The sequence below is a fragment of the uncultured Aquimarina sp. genome (assembly GCF_947492965.1).
Classification (GTDB): domain Bacteria; phylum Bacteroidota; class Bacteroidia; order Flavobacteriales; family Flavobacteriaceae; genus Aquimarina.
In genome coordinates, this window is record NZ_CANLOZ010000009.1 from 1 (window position 1) to 21,419 (window position 21,419).

General features: G+C 32.5%; 16 protein-coding genes. 7 read left to right on the forward strand and 9 right to left on the reverse strand.

Annotated features, from left to right (window positions below):
- Positions 1 to 137: 137 nt before the first annotated feature.
- The 4 genes from Q1B37_RS19580 to Q1B37_RS19595 all read right to left on the reverse strand — a co-directional run bounded on the left by Q1B37_RS19580 (position 138) and on the right by Q1B37_RS19595 (position 8,509).
- Entirely contained in the window at positions 138 to 2,330 is a 2,193-nt protein-coding gene (locus Q1B37_RS19580; protein WP_299901563.1) for an alkaline phosphatase D family protein, read from the reverse strand.
- Positions 2,331 to 2,699: 369 nt separating this feature from the next.
- Positions 2,700 to 3,062: a methylglyoxal synthase gene (locus Q1B37_RS19585; RefSeq protein ID WP_299602575.1), complete on the reverse strand. Its 363-nt coding sequence runs from the start codon at positions 3,060 to 3,062 to the stop codon at positions 2,700 to 2,702.
- A 7-nt stretch (positions 3,063 to 3,069) separates the two neighbouring features.
- Positions 3,070 to 4,056: a 6-phosphofructokinase gene (gene pfkA, locus Q1B37_RS19590; protein ID WP_299600563.1), complete on the reverse strand. Its 987-nt coding sequence runs from the start codon at positions 4,054 to 4,056 to the stop codon at positions 3,070 to 3,072.
- 25 nt (positions 4,057 to 4,081) lie between these two features.
- Positions 4,082 to 8,509, reverse strand: a complete 4,428-nt coding sequence (locus Q1B37_RS19595; RefSeq protein ID WP_299901566.1) for a translocation/assembly module TamB domain-containing protein — start codon at positions 8,507 to 8,509, stop codon at positions 4,082 to 4,084.
- 81 nt (positions 8,510 to 8,590) lie between these two features.
- Here Q1B37_RS19595 and tsaD point away from each other — a divergent pair, with 81 nt between their 5' ends.
- The 3 genes from tsaD (at position 8,591) to Q1B37_RS19610 (ending at position 12,233) form a co-directional block, all read left to right on the forward strand.
- Positions 8,591 to 9,613 carry a tRNA (adenosine(37)-N6)-threonylcarbamoyltransferase complex transferase subunit TsaD gene (tsaD, locus tag Q1B37_RS19600; RefSeq protein WP_299901569.1) on the forward strand — a complete coding sequence of 341 codons (1,023 nt, stop codon included), beginning with the start codon at positions 8,591 to 8,593 and terminating at the stop codon, positions 9,611 to 9,613.
- Between the two features lie 5 nt (positions 9,614 to 9,618).
- Positions 9,619 to 10,323 carry a 16S rRNA (uracil(1498)-N(3))-methyltransferase gene (locus tag Q1B37_RS19605; RefSeq protein WP_299901572.1) on the forward strand — a complete coding sequence of 235 codons (705 nt, stop codon included), beginning with the start codon at positions 9,619 to 9,621 and terminating at the stop codon, positions 10,321 to 10,323.
- Positions 10,324 to 10,475: 152 nt separating this feature from the next.
- On the forward strand, positions 10,476 to 12,233 hold the full coding sequence (locus Q1B37_RS19610; protein ID WP_299901575.1) for a T9SS type A sorting domain-containing protein: 1,758 nt from the start codon (positions 10,476 to 10,478) through the stop codon (positions 12,231 to 12,233).
- 100 nt (positions 12,234 to 12,333) lie between these two features.
- Here the strand turns inward: Q1B37_RS19610 and Q1B37_RS19615 are convergent, their stop codons facing one another.
- From Q1B37_RS19615 to Q1B37_RS19625, 3 genes are all read right to left on the reverse strand, one after another.
- Complete coding sequence (locus Q1B37_RS19615; RefSeq protein ID WP_299600553.1) at positions 12,334 to 12,711, reverse strand: ester cyclase; 378 nt, start codon at positions 12,709 to 12,711, stop codon at positions 12,334 to 12,336.
- A 115-nt stretch (positions 12,712 to 12,826) separates the two neighbouring features.
- Positions 12,827 to 14,695, reverse strand: coding sequence for a DUF885 family protein (locus tag Q1B37_RS19620; RefSeq protein ID WP_299901577.1), 1,869 nt, complete (start codon positions 14,693 to 14,695; stop codon positions 12,827 to 12,829).
- Between the two features lie 223 nt (positions 14,696 to 14,918).
- Positions 14,919 to 15,638 carry a thioredoxin family protein gene (locus tag Q1B37_RS19625; RefSeq protein ID WP_299901578.1) on the reverse strand — a complete coding sequence of 240 codons (720 nt, stop codon included), beginning with the start codon at positions 15,636 to 15,638 and terminating at the stop codon, positions 14,919 to 14,921.
- A 43-nt stretch (positions 15,639 to 15,681) separates the two neighbouring features.
- Here Q1B37_RS19625 and Q1B37_RS19630 point away from each other — a divergent pair, with 43 nt between their 5' ends.
- From Q1B37_RS19630 to Q1B37_RS19645, 4 genes are all read left to right on the forward strand, one after another.
- Positions 15,682 to 16,329: a DUF4159 domain-containing protein gene (locus Q1B37_RS19630; RefSeq protein ID WP_299602573.1), complete on the forward strand. Its 648-nt coding sequence runs from the start codon at positions 15,682 to 15,684 to the stop codon at positions 16,327 to 16,329.
- A 4-nt stretch (positions 16,330 to 16,333) separates the two neighbouring features.
- Positions 16,334 to 16,852, forward strand: a complete 519-nt coding sequence (locus tag Q1B37_RS19635; protein WP_299600546.1) for a TrmH family RNA methyltransferase — start codon at positions 16,334 to 16,336, stop codon at positions 16,850 to 16,852.
- 84 nt (positions 16,853 to 16,936) lie between these two features.
- Entirely contained in the window at positions 16,937 to 18,025 is a 1,089-nt protein-coding gene (locus tag Q1B37_RS19640) for an AI-2E family transporter (protein WP_299901579.1), read from the forward strand.
- A 3-nt stretch (positions 18,026 to 18,028) separates the two neighbouring features.
- Positions 18,029 to 19,246 (forward strand): class I SAM-dependent methyltransferase, encoded by a 1,218-nt coding sequence (locus Q1B37_RS19645; protein ID WP_299901581.1) that lies wholly within the window; start codon positions 18,029 to 18,031, stop codon positions 19,244 to 19,246.
- A gap of 250 nt (positions 19,247 to 19,496) precedes the next feature.
- On the opposite strand, the gene Q1B37_RS19650 is transcribed toward Q1B37_RS19645, so the two are convergent.
- The gene (locus Q1B37_RS19650) at positions 19,497 to 20,165 is read right to left on the reverse strand and encodes a response regulator transcription factor (protein WP_299901583.1); all 669 of its coding nucleotides are present in this window, start codon (positions 20,163 to 20,165) and stop codon (positions 19,497 to 19,499) included.
- Entirely contained in the window at positions 20,162 to 20,968 is an 807-nt protein-coding gene (locus Q1B37_RS19655; RefSeq protein WP_299901586.1) for a sensor histidine kinase, read from the reverse strand. The genes Q1B37_RS19650 and Q1B37_RS19655 overlap by 4 nt, the downstream gene beginning before the upstream one ends.
- Positions 20,969 to 21,419 lie beyond the last annotated feature (451 nt).

Genomic DNA, 21,419 nt, shown 5'->3' on the forward strand with positions numbered 1-21,419 from the left:
TACGCTTCTTCCTTGGTTCTTCTGAATGTGTCATAAATAAGTCTAAATTACGTCAACTTATTTCAGGACGAGACATTTGTTTAAAAAAAGCCTAAGTTGAATCAACTTAGGCTTTTAATTTATCGGAGATACGTGGTTTATTTTATTATAACATTTCGAGTAACTTTTGTATTATCACTTTCTATAGAAAGTATATAGTTACCGGTTTTCAATCCGTCAACATCAAATGATAGATTATAAATCCCTTTTTGAAGTTCCTGTTCCTGTAACTTTTGAACCAATCTCCCTTGAATATCAAACAAATTAATAATCACCTTACCCTCGGAATTCATAATATAATGAACATTCCCTCTATCAAAAATGGGGTTTGGGTATACTCCCATGACAACGAATTTTTCATTAATACTTCCTGAAGGCAATTCATGCTTTGTAGTAGTTTCCTTTTGCGTTTCTCTGGTATTTAGTGCTATCGCAGCCTGAGAAGTTCTTCTTACTTTACAATCATTAGAATTTACATACCAGCTACGAGATCTATTTTCTTGTGCTATTGGTCTTGAAACATCATTCGTATCAAACCAATCAGCCTGTACTCTATTTTCTCTTACATCAAGCACATAATATCCATGATTATCTAAATCAACATCTTTTATATGTCTGTTTAACAACCGTACATAAAATTCTGATAATCCCGAAGCAACTCCACCAATAAAATCCAAATTAGTAGAAGTAACACTAGGAACTACAAACTCGCACATTTCGCAATTGCCCTTATAACGTACTTCACCAACAAAAGTACTATGTATATCTCCTGTTAGTACAATTACATTGTTAATGTTGTTAGTATTAATAAATTCTAAAAGTTGTTCTCTCTCCTCCTGATATCCATCCCAAGCATCGTTAGAAGGAACACCATTCCAAGGCATCACCACTACCTGATTACCAATAATTCTCCATTTTGCAGAAGAGCTTTGTAATTCATTTTTTAACCACAGAAATTGTTCTGATCCTAATATGGATTTATAAGACTCTTTATTAGACTTTGATAGTTCATTTTCTCTATATTTTGTTCCTTTCTGTAGTAATTGCTCTAAAGCAAAGGTTGATTTCTTATCTAAACTTCCTTTTTGCAAAACTTGATTCACGAAACCATCAATTACCTGCTCAAACTCCTCGGCATTTAGAGCTTTTTCATTTTTAGATTTCTCACCGCTATCTAAAGAAACATTCAAGATCATCGGTAACACTTCTTTTAATACCTCTTTTAATTCCTCTTCTTTGGTAAGATCCTTTTTAGCAATTACATTTTGTGCAAAGGTTTTAAATGCATCGTTAGAAGCGGCAGCACTAATAAGGTTTTTAGAAGAATTTACTTGTGTATCTCTTCCTTCTATTCTAGTGTCTAACATAATTAAATCCATTAACTTACCATAAGATATCTTTCTGTACAGTCGGTATTCTTCAATGGAATTAGCTCTTACTGGCATCCATTCAAAATATGCTTTGAATGCATTATTTTTTCTTGCTTCCCAATCACCTTCTGAGGATGAGGTATGATTTTCCGCTCCAAATTTATTTGCATCATTTGCAAACTCATGATCATCCCATATATTTATAAAGGCATGTTGCTGGTGCACATTACGTAACATTGGATCTAACTTGTAATAAGAATGACGTACTCTATAATCATCTAAAGTAATAATTTCATTTTCTGGTACATGACCTCGATTAATTTCATTACTATAACCATATCCTCCTGATTCATATTCATAAATATAGTCTCCTAGATGTATTACAGCATCTAAATCCGTTCGACTTGCGATTTGATTGTACGCATTAAAATATCCATTTTGATAATTTGAACACGATACTACAGCAAATCTTAAGTTATCAACTAAATCCTCTTGTGAGGGAGCAGTTCTGGTTTTTCCTATAATCGATTTTGCACCTAAAGATTCGAACTGATAATAATACGTCATATATGGCTCCAAACCGATCGCATCAACTTTTACCGTATAATCTTTTGATTGACTGGTATTTGTAGAACCTTGTTGTACAATTTGATTCATCTGAGGATCTTTGGCTATTTTCCAATTTACTTGTACATTATTCTCATTAGTTGTAACTCTAGTCCATATAATAACAGAATTTTCTAAAGGGTCACCCGATGCAACACCGTGATAAAATGGTGCTAACGAAGGATTAAAATAATCAGACACATCGCCTACATTTACAGTTCGCTCTATTTTAGTAAGAACCGTATTTATTTGTTGAGCGTAAAAGCAATGTGTACATAAAAATAAAAAGATTAGGTTTTTAAGATTTGATTTCATGTAAAGCTATATTTAGTTGTTAGTTTTTCGCGAAAATATGCGAATGAGCAAACAAAAAATCAATGTGATTTTTTTTTAATCAAACCTTAAAGTGGATAATGAATATTTTAATTTAACGCTTATAAATTAACTATGATTTTAAATCGTTCTTTAAACAAAATACTATTTTATAATAATCAATAAAACACCTCTATTCAATAAAATTTAAAATTTGTATTTCTATAATACTTTTAAAGAAAAAAGAAAAAATCCGGTAGAGCTTTTATTAATCCTATTAAAACTAACTAATATTTGAAAAGAATCTACTTTTCTTTCTATGAGATATGAAAATTATAAGAACAATGCATCTATCACTTATCCTTATAAATACTATAATCCTTTCAGCAATAATTCTGCAGTAGATGGGTTCGTAGCCAACGGAACATCATATACATCACAAAGTCTCATTAACATAAAAATATCTGGTTCGTGAGGGTGTTTAGCTAAAGGATCCCTAAAAAAAATGACCATATGTATATTCTTCTCGGCAACACCTGCTGCAATCTGCGCATCTCCACCAAGAGGACCAGAAAGTAATGCTTCTACATTAAAACCAGCTTTTTTTGCTTTTTCTCCTGTTGTTCCAGTAGAAACAAGTTTAATTTTTTTAGAATCTAATATTTCTCGATGTTCGTTAAGAAACTGTACCATATCGGCTTTCTTACCATCGTGAGCGATTATAGCTATTGTCATCATAAATTTATACAGAAAGTATATCCGAAATTCGTAATAATTCCTTGTTAATGCTGTGATCTTCTTTCAGACCATCATCAAAATTAGTGGCTACAATCTCGTTATTAATCAATCCTACCATTACGTTCTTTTCTCCATCAAGTAATAATTCAACTGCCTTAACACAAAGCCTACTGGCTAAAGTTCTATCAAAACAAGTTGGAGATCCTCCACGCTGCATATGACCTAAAACGGTTACTCTTACATCATAATCAGGCATGTTTTCGGTAACATAGTCTGCTAGTTCATATACATTCTTTCCTATTTTATCTCCTTCACTTACCACCACAATACTGGAAGATTTTCCAGATCTTTTACTTCTTTTTAATGACTCTAGCATCCTATCTAGCCCAAGATCCTCTTCTGGGATAAGGATTTCTTCTGCTCCAGCTCCTACACCACTATTTAATGCTATAAAACCAGCATCACGTCCCATTACCTCGATAAAAAACAGTCTATCATGAGAACTTGCCGTATCTCTAATTTTATCAATAGCTTCTACTACAGTATTTAAAGCCGTATCATATCCAATGGTAAAATTAGTTCCTGCAATATCATTATCAATGGTTCCTGGAACTCCAATCACCGGAATATCATATTCTTCACTAAAAACTTGTCCTCCTTTAAAAGTTCCATCACCTCCTATCAGTACCATTGCATCTACACCTGCTTTTTTTAAGTTTTCTGCAGCTTTTTTTCTCCCTTCTGGTGTTCTAAACTCCGAAGACCTTGCAGATTTCAGAATCGTTCCTCCTGTACTTATAATATTGCGAACACTTCTGGCATTCATCTCACAAAAATCATTTTCGATCATGCCCTGATAGCCTCTGTAAAAGCCAATACATTTTACATTATAATAAGAGCAAGCTCTCGCCACCGCTCTAATTGCTGCATTCATTCCTGGAGAATCACCTCCTGAAGTCATTACGCCTATTGTCCGAATTTCTTTAGCCATCTATCGTAGGTTATATTGTCAGAATTTAATTATTCTTATCGGTAAAATTAATAAAATCTGGTGTTTCTATTTTGGTAGTATCCTTCTTTTTTTGGGCTACCGAATCTTTTACTTTTTTTGATTTAAATACTTTATCAATCAGCTCTCCGAAATTATTGAAATCTACGGAATAGGAAAGTCCTAATCCTTGTTTATATCCTTGAGTTTCTCCGATATATTGAATTTCGTTCTGACGATTAAAAATCTTTCCTTTTAGTGTTCCTTCTTCATTAAATAAATATTCTACTTCTACATCTCCTGTTACAACAGATTCACTAACACCTCCTATAGGAACTCCTACTCTACCGTTTATCAAAATTCTATTATTTATTTGTGTAGATACTGTAACTCCAAATTGATCTGCAGCTTCTTGATCGATATTTCGATTACCTTGAACATAGTTTACTCCTACTTTAAACTTATCATCATCTCCAGAAAATATTCCATTTACCAATCCTGCAGCTCTTTCTACCAAATTCCCTGTAATAAAGGTAGGATCTAAATTCCCACTATAAAATTGACCTTGTGTTACTAAAGACAACGCTTGTAGTTCCTTTGTTGCTTGATCTTCTAATTGATACTCCAACTCACTTTTGGCTACTGAACTCAAATTAGGCAATTCTATATTAAAATTAAGATCTGGTTGTATTAATTCTCCATTAAGATCAACCACTACTTCTACTGGTATTTTTCGGTTAATCGTAGCATTTTCTAATAATACAGCTGGATTTGCTTCTGTTTTGTATACTGCACTTAAATTAAGTTTTGCCCTAGTCGGACTACCATCCCAGTTAATACTTCCTCCTGATCTTACTGTAAAATCTTTACCTACTAGCGCTCCATATCTAAAATTATAGCTTCCTTCGTATGCTACAAAATCTCCCCACATATTAAATTTACCATTGGTATTTATCTCTATTAATAGTGTTCCTGCACCTCTACCTTTTAGAGAACTACCAGTTTTTTTATCAACTACAACTTCTACTAACGCATTGTTATTTACATACAAATCAAAATTTAACTCTAACCCCTTAATTTCTTCTAAGATAATCTCCTTACCATCTAATCGCGCCTGTTTCTCTTCTGGACTTAAGAAATGTATATAAGAGTTATCTCCTATAGATTCAGACTCATTCAGAGGAATTTTGAAAACTGTTCCTTTTTCTGTAGTAGCATTAACATCAATTACTAAACCATCGGTCGGTCCTGCTATGGTAGCATCTCCACTGATAAAACCTGTTCCGTAATATAAAGATTCTTCATCTTCTTCCGTATCGAGAACTAACAATCTTTCTTTTGCTTTTAAGGTAAGACCTAAATCCCATTTCGAGAACCGTTGATGACCTATATATCCTCCTAATATTCCTTTTGTTTTATATTTTGTATCTGTGATATCGATATTATCAAAATTAAAACGCTGCTCCTCTAAAACAACACGAGAATTATTATCAAAATCGAGATCCACGTTTAAGTAAGGTACTTTTAAACCTGCTTTATCTAATGTTAAGACTCCATCAATCGAAGGATTAACATAATTCCCGCTTATTTTGGCTTTTCCAGAAACTAATCCACGAAGATCAGAAATTACGATTCCTCCTAAATTGCTAAATCCTGATATATCTAATTGATCTAAGTTTACATCGATATTCATATCTGGATTATTGTTAGAAACATTAATAGAACCCACCGCGGATAATGTCTTTATATCTTCGTTGTTTACTAGTCTTGTATTGATTGAATACTGAGTTAATGATTCATTTCCTGATGCATTGACTCGTAGCTCACCCATATTGATATCGTTTACACCTAAATCATTAATAATTACTGTAGAACTTGGGAAATAAACTCCTTTTTCCTGAAATATATTAAGATCTCCATCGACTACACCTGATAACTTTAGATCCTCTATATAAGGCGTAATTTTATTTAAATCTACATCTTTAAAAGTAGCCTTAATATCTTTATGATCTTTGCCTTCCATAACCCCAGAAACGCTGATCTCTTCGTCTTCATGGATAAGCTTAATAGATTGTATAGCTATATTTTTAAAGTCGTTATCAAAAATGATCTTATTATTACTCTTACTTTTATATGGATTTGCATACCATGTGTATCCTTTAAAAGTAAAATCGGATTTTTTAAATCCTAATACCGAGTTATTGTCTTCGTTGATTGTATGATAAAATTCTAAATTGTAATTATCCACATTATTCTTACCTCCTTTAAATTCAGAACGCATGAATAATGTATCATTAAGAGTTACATTAATCAAGCTAAACTTAGAGACATCATAATACTTAGTATTAATGCTATCAATAGCGACGTAGGTATTAAATAAAGGGTTCTTATTATCAACTTGAATATCTACCTTTTTCATAAGATTATCAAACGCCTTAATCGAAGGTGATTTAAAAGTTAACTTAAATTCAGAATCATTGCTTTCTACTTTTCCTTTAATAAACGTATTGGGAGCGAACTGAATTTCGGGGAAAAAGACATCTACAATCTTATTATAAATTCTGAAATTAAATTCCATGAATTCATTATCTGTAATCTCAGTCGGCTCAAAATTAGTATATAAACTACCGATAGAATTTCTAAATAAATCATACACGTTTTCGAACCTAAAAACTCCTTTTACATTACCTTCGATAATATCAGGACTATTCATAGTAATCGTTCTGATATTTTGGTCATCAAAACTAGATGTGATGTCAAAATCATCAAAATAATAACTGGCATTTTGATTTTTGTATAATGTTTTTTCAAAAGAAATGGTACCAAAAGCGTCATTAATACCTGTTCCTTTCATCTTCATCTTCACATCTCCATTAAAAATAGAAATGCTATCTCTAGTAAAAATATTTAGTTTATGAAGATCTATATGATCTACATTGGCAACAAAATCATAATTATTAATTGCTTCGGAAATATCCGCTACACCATTAAAGCTAAATTTCATGTTTGGATCATCTGCCACTAACTTTCCATCAAAAACCGGATCTTTTAAATTTCCAAATACATTTAGATTCGTATAAGTATATCCATTAAACTCTAATTTTTTTATATCTCCTTCTAGCTTGGTATCTAGATTGTCCAAGGTAAAACCGCTTCCATCTACATTAATATCAAATGCAGCATTTCCTAATCGTGGTTTGCCCAATAATTGACCTACATTAAAATTGTTTGATATTACACTACCATTATATGTTGCACTTTTAACATCATCTAAATCTCCCAGTAAGACAAAAGCATTGATTTTCCCTAACTGAGAAAAGAAATCCATATCAATATCCACATCCTTAATGGTTACTATCGTCTTACCAACTCCTTTTACACTTCCTAGCTGATATAGTTGTTTCGGTAGTGACTGTCCTAAAATATTAGGAAGCAGATTCACTAGATCATAATAATTGGTTGTCAAGTTGGTTAAGTCCCCATCTAATCTGAATTTGGAGACATCTGTCACTGCATTTCTAATTCGTATATTTCCTTGAATTACCGATCTGTCCAATCCAGAAATATCAGAATCTAATACTTCAAAATCATTTAAAGTCCCTTTTAACGTAGTGTTTTTTAACGTAAGATCTTCATCTCTGCCAAATTCATTATAAAATGGAATCAAATCATTCGTAGAAATTACAGCTTTTATAAAATCGGCTGTAATATTCACACTATTCTCAAAATCTATAAGACCACCTCTTTCATACTCGAATACAATTTGACCATCTACCTTAGAATCTTGGGTTTCTAAGAGTAAATCTCTAAAACGCATTTCCGTTGGGGTAATAGAAAATCCAGTTTTCAAATTCGAGACATTTAAACCTCTATGATCCTTGAATGCTAAAAGGTCTGTAGTTATATAGAAATCTTCTCCATCCACCTTAAGACTCTCCGCATCCAACATAATATCTCGTAGAATGACAATATCAGAATAATTAAGATTTTCATCGATATAACTAAACTTACCATTCTCCATGGTAACATTACCTGTAGTAAGTAAAAATTTAGTTGTAGACGAGGATTTTTTACCAGTATTAAATTTTCTTATGAAAGTCATAAGGTTATCACTACTCTCACCTTTGTACATTTTCATTCTAAATGTTAGATCATCTATCGAAACTGCTCCTAACTCTGGCTGTCCTTTAGAAATCTCTCTAAGATTTAAAATGGAAGTTGCGATACTTCTAGCAAATAATAAGGTATCCTGATGATGGTCTTTTACAAAGACTTCTTTTAAATTTACTTTTCCAGAATATGTTAAACCGACTTTACCAATGTTAATATCTACATTATATTCTTTATTGATATAATTGGTTATTTTTCGTCCAAAAAAAGTTTGAATTGCGGGAATTGAAAATAAGATCACTAATAGCACAAATAGCGATATAAGGATAAGTAATATCCTTTTCAATATTTTCCCAAATTTTTTGATATGTTTTATTGTTTTAACTTTGCTGACAATATTAACAATTTCTATGCCTTTTTCCTCATAATGAGCTCACAAAATGTATACATCTTAGGTATTGAATCATCTTGCGATGATACTTCTGCCGCTATATTATGCAACGATTGTGTATTATCAAATGTTGTTGCTTCGCAAAAAATTCATGAACAATACGGTGGTGTGGTTCCAGAATTAGCTTCTAGAGCACATCAGCAGAACATTGTTCCTGTAATTGATCAGGCTATTAAACAGGCTGGAATTACCAAAGATGATCTTACCGCAATAGCCTTTACAAGAGGTCCTGGTTTGATGGGATCTTTATTAGTCGGAACATCTTTTGCAAAATCACTAGCATTAGCGTTAGATATCCCTTTGATTGATGTAAATCATATGCAAGCACATATTTTGGCGCATTTTATTGATGAAGAAGGATTTGATAAACCTGAATTTCCTTTTTTAGCTCTAACGATCAGTGGTGGTCATACGCAAGTAGTAAAGGTGACTGATCATTTCGAAATGGAAATTATTGGAGAAACAATTGATGATGCAGTTGGAGAGGCTTTTGACAAAAGTGCTAAAATATTAGGCTTACCGTATCCAGGAGGACCTCTTGTAGATAAATATGCTCAATTAGGGAATCCAAAAGCGTTTCCTTTTACCAAACCTCGAGTAGATGGTTTGAATTTTAGTTTTAGCGGTCTCAAAACAGGAATTTTATATTTTGTTCAAAAACAACTAAAAGAAAATCCTAACTTCATAGAAGAAAATCTTCATGATGTATGTGCATCTATTCAACATACGATAATCAATATCTTGATCGATAAATTAAAAAAGGCTTCTAAAGAAACTGGAATTAAATCCATAGCTATCGGCGGTGGCGTTTCTGCCAATTCAGGAATTAGAAAAGCATTAAAAGAAGGCGAATTCAAATATGGATGGAAGACTTTCGTTCCAAAGTTTGAATATACAACTGATAATGCAGCGATGATCGGTATTGTTGGTTACTTAAAATATTTGCAACAAGATTTTACAGATATGAGTATTGTAGCCAAAGCTAGAATTAAGTTTTAATTACTATGCAGCTTTTTTATAGTAAAGATATCACAGGCGCTACTGAAGAATTCGAATTCTCCAGAGAAGAAAGTAAACATATAACCAAGGTACTTCGTAAAAAAGAAGGTGATATTCTTCAGATTACAAATGGAATTGGTTTATTATGTAAAGGTCTCATCACATTTTCCAGTCCTAACAAGTGTATTATACAACTACAAGATAAAAATCATCATGATCGAAAAGACTATAGACTACATCTAGCCGTAGCTCCTACCAAAATGAATGATCGGTACGAATGGTTTTTAGAAAAGGCAACAGAAATAGGTGTTGACGAGATTACTCCCGTTATATGTGATCATAGTGAGCGAAAAGTAATAAAACAAGAACGTTTTGAGCGTATTCTACAAAGTGCTATGAAACAATCCCTGCAATATTATTTACCCGTATTAAACCCTGCTATTTCATTTACAGAATTCATAAAACAAGAAAACAACGATCAGCTATTGATAGCGCATTGTGAAGAAACTGATAAAAAATCCTTGCAAGAAACTCTAAAAACAAAAGGCAGTACTACTATTTTAATCGGACCAGAAGGTGATTTTTCTAGCAAGGAAATAGCAACTGCCATAACTACTGGCTACACACCAGTAACCTTGGGAAATACGCGATTACGAACAGAAACTGCCGCAATCGTTGCTACACATAGTGTTGCTTTTCTGAATCAGTAGGATATAGTTTTTAATAAATTGTACTCCTCTATTAAATTCTTTTTCTTAGTGTTAAGTTATAATTAAGAATAAAGAGTTTCTAAGATCTATGGATTTACCACAGTAATTTCTTTGTATATTGCTGAACTATTTTTCACTCAATTATTTATATTATGAAAAAACTTTATTTTTTATTTTTAACTCTTTCTTTATCTTTTGCTTCTTTTGGGCAAACTACTGTCTTTTCAGAATCTTTTGAGACAGGAAACTCTGGAACTCCTTCAGAAACCTGTAATGATGGAACTGACTTTTTTACAAGAACTGATGGTTCTGATGTAAATTCTTACACTGTTAATGGTGTTGATGGTTCTTTTTTCTTTGCTGCTCAAGACACCGATGGAGCACCTTGTACTTTAGATGTAGAGACCTTAACCTTTACAGGTATTGATATCACTGGAAATACTAATATGACTTTAGCTATTTTAGTTGCTGAGGATGATTCCAGTGATGGTAATGAAGATTGGGATGCTGATACCAATGTAGTGGTTGAAATTAATATTGATGGTGGAGGTTATACTAATCTTTTACAATTTTCTGGTGGTGGTGCTACTAATACAGAACCAGGATTGGATACGAACTTTGATGGAACCGCAGACACACCTTTATTAACAGATACTTTCCAAGAATTTACTGCTGCCATTTCTGGAACTGGAAGTTCGGCGGATCTAAGAATCACCTTTAATAATTTAGATGCTGGTGACGAAGATATTGCAATTGATAATATAAGAATCATAGAAGGTTTTGTTGCTACACCTACAATTTCGCTAACCGCTCCTACTGCATCTACAGTTTTCGCTCCTGGAACGAGTAGTGTAAATGTTGAATGGAATACAGCTAATTTATCAGGTGGTGAAACTGTAGATATTTCTGTTAATGGATCAACTACTACTGATGTTACAAGTCCTTTTGCAGTTTCAACAACGGATGGAGAGACATACGACATCACAGTGACACTAAATTCCGGAATGAGTGCCGTAGATACAGATATGACTAATTTTAGTGTAGGATCACTAAACACTGTTGCCAATATTACTGCTTTAATAGCTGATGTAAATGCAAATGGCCTTGGAAGATTCTATGAAATTACTGGAGGTTCTCTTGTTACGCATACGGATGGTTTTAATAATAGAAGATGGATACAAGACACTGACATTTCAGGAATTCTAATTTATGATGAAACTGATGTTATTACAACCCCATATGCAGTTGGTGATTTAGTAACTGGTTTAAAAGGTACTACTGAACAGAGCAATGGAATTTTAAGATTTATTCCTACAGAAGATTCTGGTGTAATTTCATCATCTGGAAATACAGTAACACCACAAATCGTAACTATAACTGCATTTAATGCTGCCCCTGATGATTATGAATCTGAATTAATTGAAATAGAAAATGTAACCTTTGTTGATGGAGATGGTATAGCAACATTTGCCACAGCTCAAAATTATGATTTAACTGATGGTTCTAATACTGTAATAAAAAGAACAGATTTTTTCTCCGCAGATTATATCGGAGAACTAATTCCAACTTCCGAATTAAGCAGTGTGGTTGGTGTAGCTGGTGAGTTTAATGGCACAGCACAAATTTATCTAAGAGATCTTAATGATTTTGTTTTATCGGTAGACTCATTTGATAGAGTTTCCGATGACTTTGCTGTTTTTCCTAATCCTACAAATACTGGATTTATAAATATTACGTCATCTTCTAATACTGATATATCAGCGGTAGTATTCGATGTTTTAGGGAAGCAGGTGATATCTGAAACTTTAAATGATAGCCAACTTAATGTTTCAGGTTTAAATTCTGGCATTTATATCATAAGAATAGAACAAAACAATACAGCAGTTACTAAAAAATTGGTAATTGAATAAAGTATTGATATAAACATACAAAAAAGAGTGTCTTATAAGACACTCTTTTTTGTATTCATAACTGTTATTTGATTTCCAGTATGCTTAAATAGTTTACTTCTTAATACATTGTATTAGGGTTCGCAGACTCTTTTGGAATTTGCTGAATCGAATCCCAATGCTCACAAATTTTTCCATTGTCATCAAAACGAAAAAAATCCATGGTGATATATTCATCATTTCCAGGCCAAGTTTGATGCGTATGTAATGCCACTAAATCTCCTTCTGCAATACACCTTACAAATTCTATAGATTTATCTGCATATTCTTCTTGCATTCTTTCAAAATATGAGATAAATCCTTCAGTACCATCTGCTACATCTGGATTATGCTGGATATATTGGTCTCCAACATATTTCTCCACTGCTGCTCTGGGATTACCTTCATAAGCCATTTTGTAGAAAGCTACAGCATTATCTTTATTTTGTTGTAAATCCATATTCTGTTTTTAAGTAATTTAAAACTACTACTATTTTCTCAAAATTATGCCCCAAAATCAACTAATTGAAATTAAAAATAGACATCCTAAGAAAAATAGTCCTAAAACCAATGTTCTAACTAGCACTTTTTGCTTTGGTTCTCTCTATATAAGCATCAATAATTTCTTCTAAAATATCTAAGGGAACGGCTCCATCTTTTAGAACTGCATTATGAAATTCTCTCAGATCAAAACGATCTCCCAATTCTTTTTTTGCCTTTTCTCTAAGTTCTAAAATTTTCAACATCCCAATTTTATAGGCACATGCTTGTCCTGGCCATACAATATATCTTTCTATTTCCGTAGTTACTTCTGTGGTGGTCATGCCTGTATTTTGTACCATATAATCGATCGCTTGCTCTCGTGTCCATTTTTTATGATGAATCCCAGTATCCACTACCAACCGTACAGCTCTAAACATTTCTGCTTGTAATCTTCCTAAATTTCCAAAAGGATCGTTTTCATAAAAACCAAGTTCCCAAGCTAATTGTTCGGAGTATAAAGCCCATCCTTCGATGTAAGAAGTAAAAAGCCCAATCGTTCTAAAAATAGGAACTCCTTCTAGTTCGGACTGAATTGCAATTTGAAAATGATGTCCTGGTATACCTTCATGATAGGCCAAAGTCTTCATTCCGAATTTAACAGATTCATGTACATTTCTTAGATTCGCATAAAACACTCCTCCTCTAGACCCGTCCATTGCTGGTCTATTATAATAGGCTCCTGCCGATCCTTCTTCCTTAAATTCTGGAACTCTTTTTACTTCTAGTGCTGCTTTGGGCCTTATATCAAAGGCATCATCCAGACCATTACTAATCTCGGAAAGAATTCGGTTATATTCATCAATCACCATTTGTCTCCCTTCATCATTATTAGGGAAAAGAAAACGGTCTTCTTTATTTAATTCCTGAATAATAGCTCCAACAGTTTTTGTAGAATCAGCATATCCCTGAGAAGAAAGAATAGCCTCCATTTCGCCTTTAATTCTAGCTACTTCTGATAAACCAATAGTATGCACTTCTTCTGGATCTAGATCAGTAGTGGTTCGTTGTTTTAGCTGATATCTGTAATATGCATCTCCTTCTGGTAGTTTCCAAACGCCTGCATCTGTCGTTGCTTTTGGTTGTAATTGCTCAAAATAACTAATAAGCTTCTGATATGAGCCGAATACTGTAGTCGCAATTTCATTCTTCACTTGTTCTTTAAGCTCATTTTTTTCTTTCTGAGATAAGTCTTCTATTTTATCAATTTTCGTATCAAAATTGCTGTATAAAATATTCGATGTTACTGCATCATCCGTTTCCTTGATCTCGTTTTCTTTTTTTCCGATAAAACCTTTCATCTCATCGAGTACTCTATCCATTACAAACTTTGGAGGTATAATCCCCTTTTCTTCTCTAATTTTTAGATTTTCTATAAGCTGATTAAATTTTGTTTCAAATTTGGATAAACGAGTAATATACGCTTCAGCATCACTCTTATCCCTAAGCTTGTGCGAATCTTCCATAAGACTGGGTAAAGAACTTTGTACACCACCCATTTGATTTACGGGATAATCATGATAAAAAAATCGCTCTCCTTCTAATTCTCCTTTTAAATAATACCCTAAAATTCTTGTATTTAACTTATTGGCTTCTGATTGACTTTCGAAATCATAACTTTTTAAGGTTTCGTAATCTTCTTTTATTTTATTAAAAGTTTCCCATTGCTTTTTGTCCGAGATATCGTCTAACTCATCTTTAGACCAGTTATATATTACTGGAATTCCCATTGCAGTAGTTAATTCTGGACTATCCAAAGCCAACTCTGCAAATATCCTATCATAAAAATGAGTGATATTAAAAGGACGAAACCAAATAAGATTTCCAACCCAAAATGCAACTAAGGCAAAAATGACTAGCAAGGTTCGTGAAGTCCAAAACTTCCAGGTACGTTTTTTTTTCATGATAAATGATTTATGTGGTTTTTGATTGATTTTCAGGCATTGTAATATTTAAAAATCAATTTTAAACAATACTAATATACCTTTTTTACGAGACGTTTTTATGATTAATTTGTTACACTGTAGCTGTAATGAAATTTTGATTTCAAAAATTAATATTGAAATATAAAAAAAGTCATAACTGTATCACTAGTTATGACTTTAACGTATGCAAAAAAGTAATTAATCAGATAGATACTTTTGCAGCACCTGTAGTGATTAATTTATTGTTTTGAGTATAGGCTATAATTGTCAATTCATCCTTATCTTCTACCCAATCAGGAATTGTAATCTCAATAGAATCTATATCTTTAGTACTTGTAACCCTATTAGCTACTATATTGGAATTTTTAAGCGTTCTATTTCGATTTTCTCCTCTTTTAATTTTTGTAATTCGTTCGGATACTACCAATGCTAATGTGATTTGCTCAAAACCTTCTCCATCTACTTCATAATTAATAGCAATAATTTCATCTTTTCGTTTGACATCCTTTAATTGGATTATATTATTCGTTGTTTGTTTTGAATAATTACGAATAGCAGAAACTGCTTTACTACTATTAGAACCTGTAAAATGTTCACTCCCGTTAACTACCAATTGAGGAGTATAGATAGATCTGCTATTAAATTGTTGTGCATAATCCCTCTGGTAATCCGTAAATTCTTCGGTACTAAAAGGATCTTTCCAACCTAATCGATTCCAGTAATCAACGTGATAAGACAATACAAAAACGTTATCATTTTTATACTTTTCTTTTATTGCATCCAGCAATTCATCTGCTGGAGGACAACTACTACATCCTTGTGAAGTAAATAATTCCATAACTACAATAGACTTATCTGCTTGTTGTGCAGTGGCCCATGAAGAAATTGTGATCGTTAATAGTATCAAAAGGTTTCTTATCATCTTTTTTATTTTAGTACTTTTAGAATCTCTTATTTAGACGATGATGGTAACAAAACTTACAAGTTTTATCGGAGTATTATTCTTTAGTGCGATGCTAAACGCTCAGGATATTGCTATTTTACATTATAATGGTGGTGGTGATTGGTACAGTAATCCAACGGCATTACCTAACCTTATTAGTTTTTGTAATCAGAATATCAATACAGCCATGAGCGCTAAACCTAAAACCGTAAAACCGCAAAGTGTAGATATCTTTCAGTATCCTTATATTCATATGACTGGACATGGAAATGTGTTTTTTACAGAACAAGACGCCGAAAATCTACGTAACTATTTATTAAGTGGAGGGTTTTTACATATTGATGATAATTATGGGATGGAACCTTATATTCGAAAAGAATTAGTTAAAGTTTTCCCAGACATAGAATTGGAGGAGTTACCTGCGTCTCATCCTATCTTCTCTGCGAAATTTAAGTTTCCTGATGGCTTACCAAAAATACATGAACATGATGGAGAAAGACCACAAGCTTTAGGGATTACACATGAAGGCCGACTGGTGTTGCTTTTTACTTTTGAAAGTGATTTAGGTGATGGATGGGAAAACCCAGAAGTTCATAACGATCCTGAAGAAGTAAGACAAAAAGCACTAAAAATGGGTGCTAATATTATCAAATACGCTTTTGAAAACTAAATTCATGTCTTCACAGCTTCATCACGACAATACTACTTTTATCAAAAAACAATTTCCTATTACTCTTGTTTGTGATCGAGTAAATGCTCCCGCTAATATTGGAAGTATTTTTAGGATTGCAGATAGCTTTGGTGTAGAACATATTTATTTCTGTGGAGAAGATCTTACCATTATTAGTAAGCGAATGCAGCGTACTGCTAGATCTACTCATAACTTTGTGAGTTATGAAGAACAGGAAGATATTGTAACTGTATTGGACACCTTACAAGATAAAGGATACAAAATAGTAGGTTTAGAAATTACAGAAGATAGCATTGAAATTGCAAACTATACCTTTTCTGCAAACGATAAAATAGCATTGGTAATAGGAGAAGAAAATTTAGGAATTTCTGAACATATCCTCACAAAACTTACAAATAGTGTGCATATCAATATGTATGGAAATAATAGCAGTATGAATGTAGCAACCGCTACTGGTATTGCGTTATTCGAAATCACGAAGCAAATGATGATTACTGATTGATCGAAAGTAATTACAAAAAATAACCTAAAAGTACCCATGTTAGGCTGTTTATACTAACTTTGGAACTCCAGAAAAATAATTCATATGAATTCAAAAACAATAGCATATGGTATTCTAAGAGCTCTTGGAGTAATTGTTGGAATACTTATTTTACTTTGGTTTTTATATAAAATACAATCTATTCTCATCTACATTGCTTTTGCCGCAGTATTTTCTTTAATGGGTAGACCATTGGTATTATTTCTAAAACGAAGATTAAAGTTTAACAATACCCTAGCGGTCGTGTTTACGCTATTTATTTCTATAGGTCTTTTTATGAGTCTTTTTTTACTATTTGTTCCTATTATTGCGGAGCAAGGTCAATTAATTGGTGAAATTAATATTAATGAAGTTGGAGATGACCTCGATCAATTGAATCAAGAAATAAGTGACTATTTTAACATAGAAAAACTAAACTTCGTAGAACTGATCAAGCAAACAGACTTGATGGAATTCTTTGATTTAAAAGCTATTCCTGATACTATTAATAATTTTTTAAGTGGTTTCGGTGCTGTACTCATTGGACTATTCTCCGTACTCTTTATTTCCTTTTTTCTTTTGAAGGATAGCAAACTTCTAGAAACAAGTTTACTCGTTTTTGCAAAAAAAGAAGATGAAACTAGGTTTATGACTGCCTTTACTAAGATCAAAGATTTATTGTCTCGTTATTTTGTAGGTCTGTTACTTCAGGTATTGATTTTATTTGTTTTGTATACCATTCTACTTTTAGTTTTTGGAGTTCATAATGCTGTTGCACTTGCGCTTATTGCGGCTATTTTTAATTTAATCCCTTATGTTGGCCCTCTTTTTGGAGGGGCTTTGGTATTAATCCTTGCGACTACTAGTAATTTGGGAGCAGATTTCCAATCCGTGATACTGCCAAAATTATGCTATATATTGATAGGTTATATCATCATTCAATTGATAGATAATTTCCTTAATCAACCCTTAATTTTTGGTAATAGTGTAAAATCGCATCCTTTAGAAATTTTCCTAGCCATACTTATTTTTGGAGCATTATTTGGCATTGGAGGATTGATTGTAGCCGTACCATTCTATACAGCGATAAAAGTAATTGCCAAAGAGTTTTTATCAGAATATAAGATTGTAAAACAATTGACTAAAGAGTTATAATACTTGAATGCTCTTATTTTACATAGCGAAGTTCAAGACTACGTTTTCGAAACATCCGAAGGTGCGGTTGATATTACAAAATTAATATTATCAGGTAGTCCTTTTGATGGTGTAAACAGCAAAGAACTCGCACAGCAAATTAGTGGAAGGAACAAAGCAAAAACCAAACTTCCTCTTTGGTATCAAACGAGAGACATTTATTATCCGCCAACCATTAATCTAGAACAAACCTCATCTGAGGTTACTGCTAAATATAAAAGTGAATTAGTCTCTGGTGATTTCTTAATCGATCTTACTGGAGGATTAGGAATTGATGATTATTATTTTTCTAAAAAAGTTTCTAGAGTTATCCATTGCGAACTAAACGCTGAACTTAGCGAGATAGCAAATCATAACTTCCAGGTATTAGAAGCTACTAATATTCAAACTGAAATGGGTGATGGTTTAGTGATTCTAGAAAACTTTACCAAAGTTGACTGGATTTATATCGACCCTTCACGTAGACATGATAGCAAAGGGAAAGTATTTTTTCTGGAAGACTGTTTGCCTGATGTTCCCTCGCATTTAGATTTTTTACTATCCAAAAGCGATCACATTTTAATCAAAACATCTCCTCTACTCGACATTAATGCTGGTATCAATTCATTACGATTTGTAAAAGAAATCCATGTTGTTGCCGTGCAAAATGAGGTTAAAGAATTGCTTTGGGTCATTGAAAAAGATCATACCGATGATATTGCCATAAAAACCATCAATCTTATCAAAGATGGTCGACAGGAATTTTCATTTTTGTATGAAGAAGAAAAAACTAGTATCTCTACGATATCTGGGCCAAAGAAGTATTTGTACGAACCGAATGCTGCGATCATGAAATCAGGAGGTTTTCTAAGTGTATCGAAGAGTTTTAAAATTGATAAACTCCACGCCCACTCACATTTATATACTTCTGACACATGGATCGAATTTCCTGGAAGAAGTTTTGAGATCCTTCAAATCATTCCATATCAGAAAAAAAGTATTAAAAAAGCCAACATCACTAAAGCGAATATTACCACACGCAACTTTCCTGAAACCGTATTAGGTATTCGGAAAAAATTTAAAATAAAAGATGGTGGTGATACCTATTTATTTTTTACTACTAATAGTGATAATGAAAAGATTGTACTAGTTTGTAAAAAGTTTGGCAATAATCAATCATATTCTTCATCAACTGGAAATTAAATTTTACACCCTAATTAAAATGGATTCCAGCCTACGCTGGAATGACAATAAAAAGTTATTGAAATTGCTATAGTTTCTGCTACGACTGAAAGTTGTTACTATTAAACTATGATTTTTTCCTTTTAGCTAAAAAATTAAAAAGGCTAATGGCAAAATGCTTTTGTAAAAAGTTCTCAAAAACTAAAAATGAAATACAGTAAGATACATAGTTTTAACCTTCACTAAGATCCATAAATCATAATAAAGCTCTCTATAACTCTGCGTTTCTAACAAATATCTGGTTTTCGATCGCATGAATCACCAAACCTGCAATATTTTTAGAACCTGTTTTTACCAATAAATTATTTCTATGTCCTTCTACTGTTCTAGGGCTGATAAATAATTGCTCGGCTATTTCAGAAGTTGTTTTCTGTTCGCAGATTAGTTTTAAGACTTCACGTTCTCGTTTCGTTAAATACTCTTCATCTTTAGACTGTTTGCCAGACTTTAGCGAAGCTTCTTCTAGCATGGTCATTACATTCTCATCATAATAAAATCCTTTTATTGCTACGTGATTAATAGTATTCACCACTTCGGTAGGTGTTGCATTTTTTGCCAAATATGCTACCGCTCCTTGCTGAATCATATTGGTAATAAATGGTTTACTATAATAACTGGTTAATGCTATAATCTTGATATCTGGAAATTTCTTCTTTACGATCTTAGTGGTCTCCACACCATTGAGATCTGGCATTTTTAAATCCATTAGAATAATCTCTGGTAAGTCTCTGGTATTATCTAATTGCTTAATTAAATCATTACCATTTTCTGCCTGAATGTTGATATCAATATTTTGCTCTTTATTTAGGATAAATGTAATTCCTTGTCGAAATAATGTTTCGTCATCGGCTATCGCTAATTTAATAATGTCTTTCTTCATTGTTTAGGTGTATTAGTGCTGATGTTAAAAGTTGCTCCCTTACCGATCTTACTATCGTATGAAAGTTCCCCATCGAGTATGTCTACTCTACTTTCGATATTTTTAAGACCAATCCCTTTGTTCTTATTTACAGATTTCACATCGAAGCCTGTTCCGTTGTCTGAATATTTAATGAATACTTGTTCATTTTCTTCATTCATTTGTAAAGTGACCTTAGTAGCGTTACCATGTCTCACGGAATTATTAAGTAATTCCTGAATAATCCTGAAGATATGCAATTCATTGCTCTTAGACAATAAATTGGTATAAACAATATTGTGATCAATCTGTAATTTTTGGCTACAAATAAACTCATCGCAAAGTTCTTCTATTGCCGCCTGCAATCCAAAATTTTCAAGAATCGGAGGTAATAAATTATGTGCTAATCTTCTAGAGCTTTCTAACGTTTTGGTAGTAACAGCAAGTATATGTTGTAACGTTCGATCTTTTTCGTCATCCTGTAGATTCCCATCGATTAGAAAATTGGTACTTAAACTCACCACATTTAGTTTAGAGCTAATAGCATCGTGTAAGTCCTGAGCGATTCTTTTGCGCTCTTCTTCTTGTACTTCGATGGTGCTATGCAGTAAATCTTTTTGGTAAGAGATCTCCAGATTTGCCTTTTCTAGTTCTGCAGCAATTATTTTTTTACGAGAAAAGAAAAAGAAAAGTACCAACGATACTGCCATTAATAGCAACACCATAATAGCAATTAAAATAATCACTATGATCTGTGAATCTTCTTGTAATAATTCTTTCTCCATTCAATAAAGATTAAGATTTGGAAGATAATATAAAATATAGCATTTAGTTTCATTAATAATAGATAAGTTTCTTGCGGAATATTTACGTTAAAGATCAAATTCCCTGAAGCAAAGATTAATGTACTACAAATTAAATATAAAAACACACCTATATTGATTAATAGAAATTTAGGCCTTTCTGTATTTAAGGATTTATAGAAGTAAAACATAGTATATACAATTAAAATAGATTGGGTCAGTGTAATACCAATTGGATTATAGACCATAATCAAACCCAGGTCTGACAGATATTGATAACACAAAAAAACCAAAACTATTAACATTAGTCCAAGTACCATTTTTTTGTTCAATAAATGGTAGTAAAACATTGATAACAAAATAAATTGTATTATTAAAAATACATTGTTCATATATAAATTACTCTCATGCAATACAGCCCCAATATATCTCA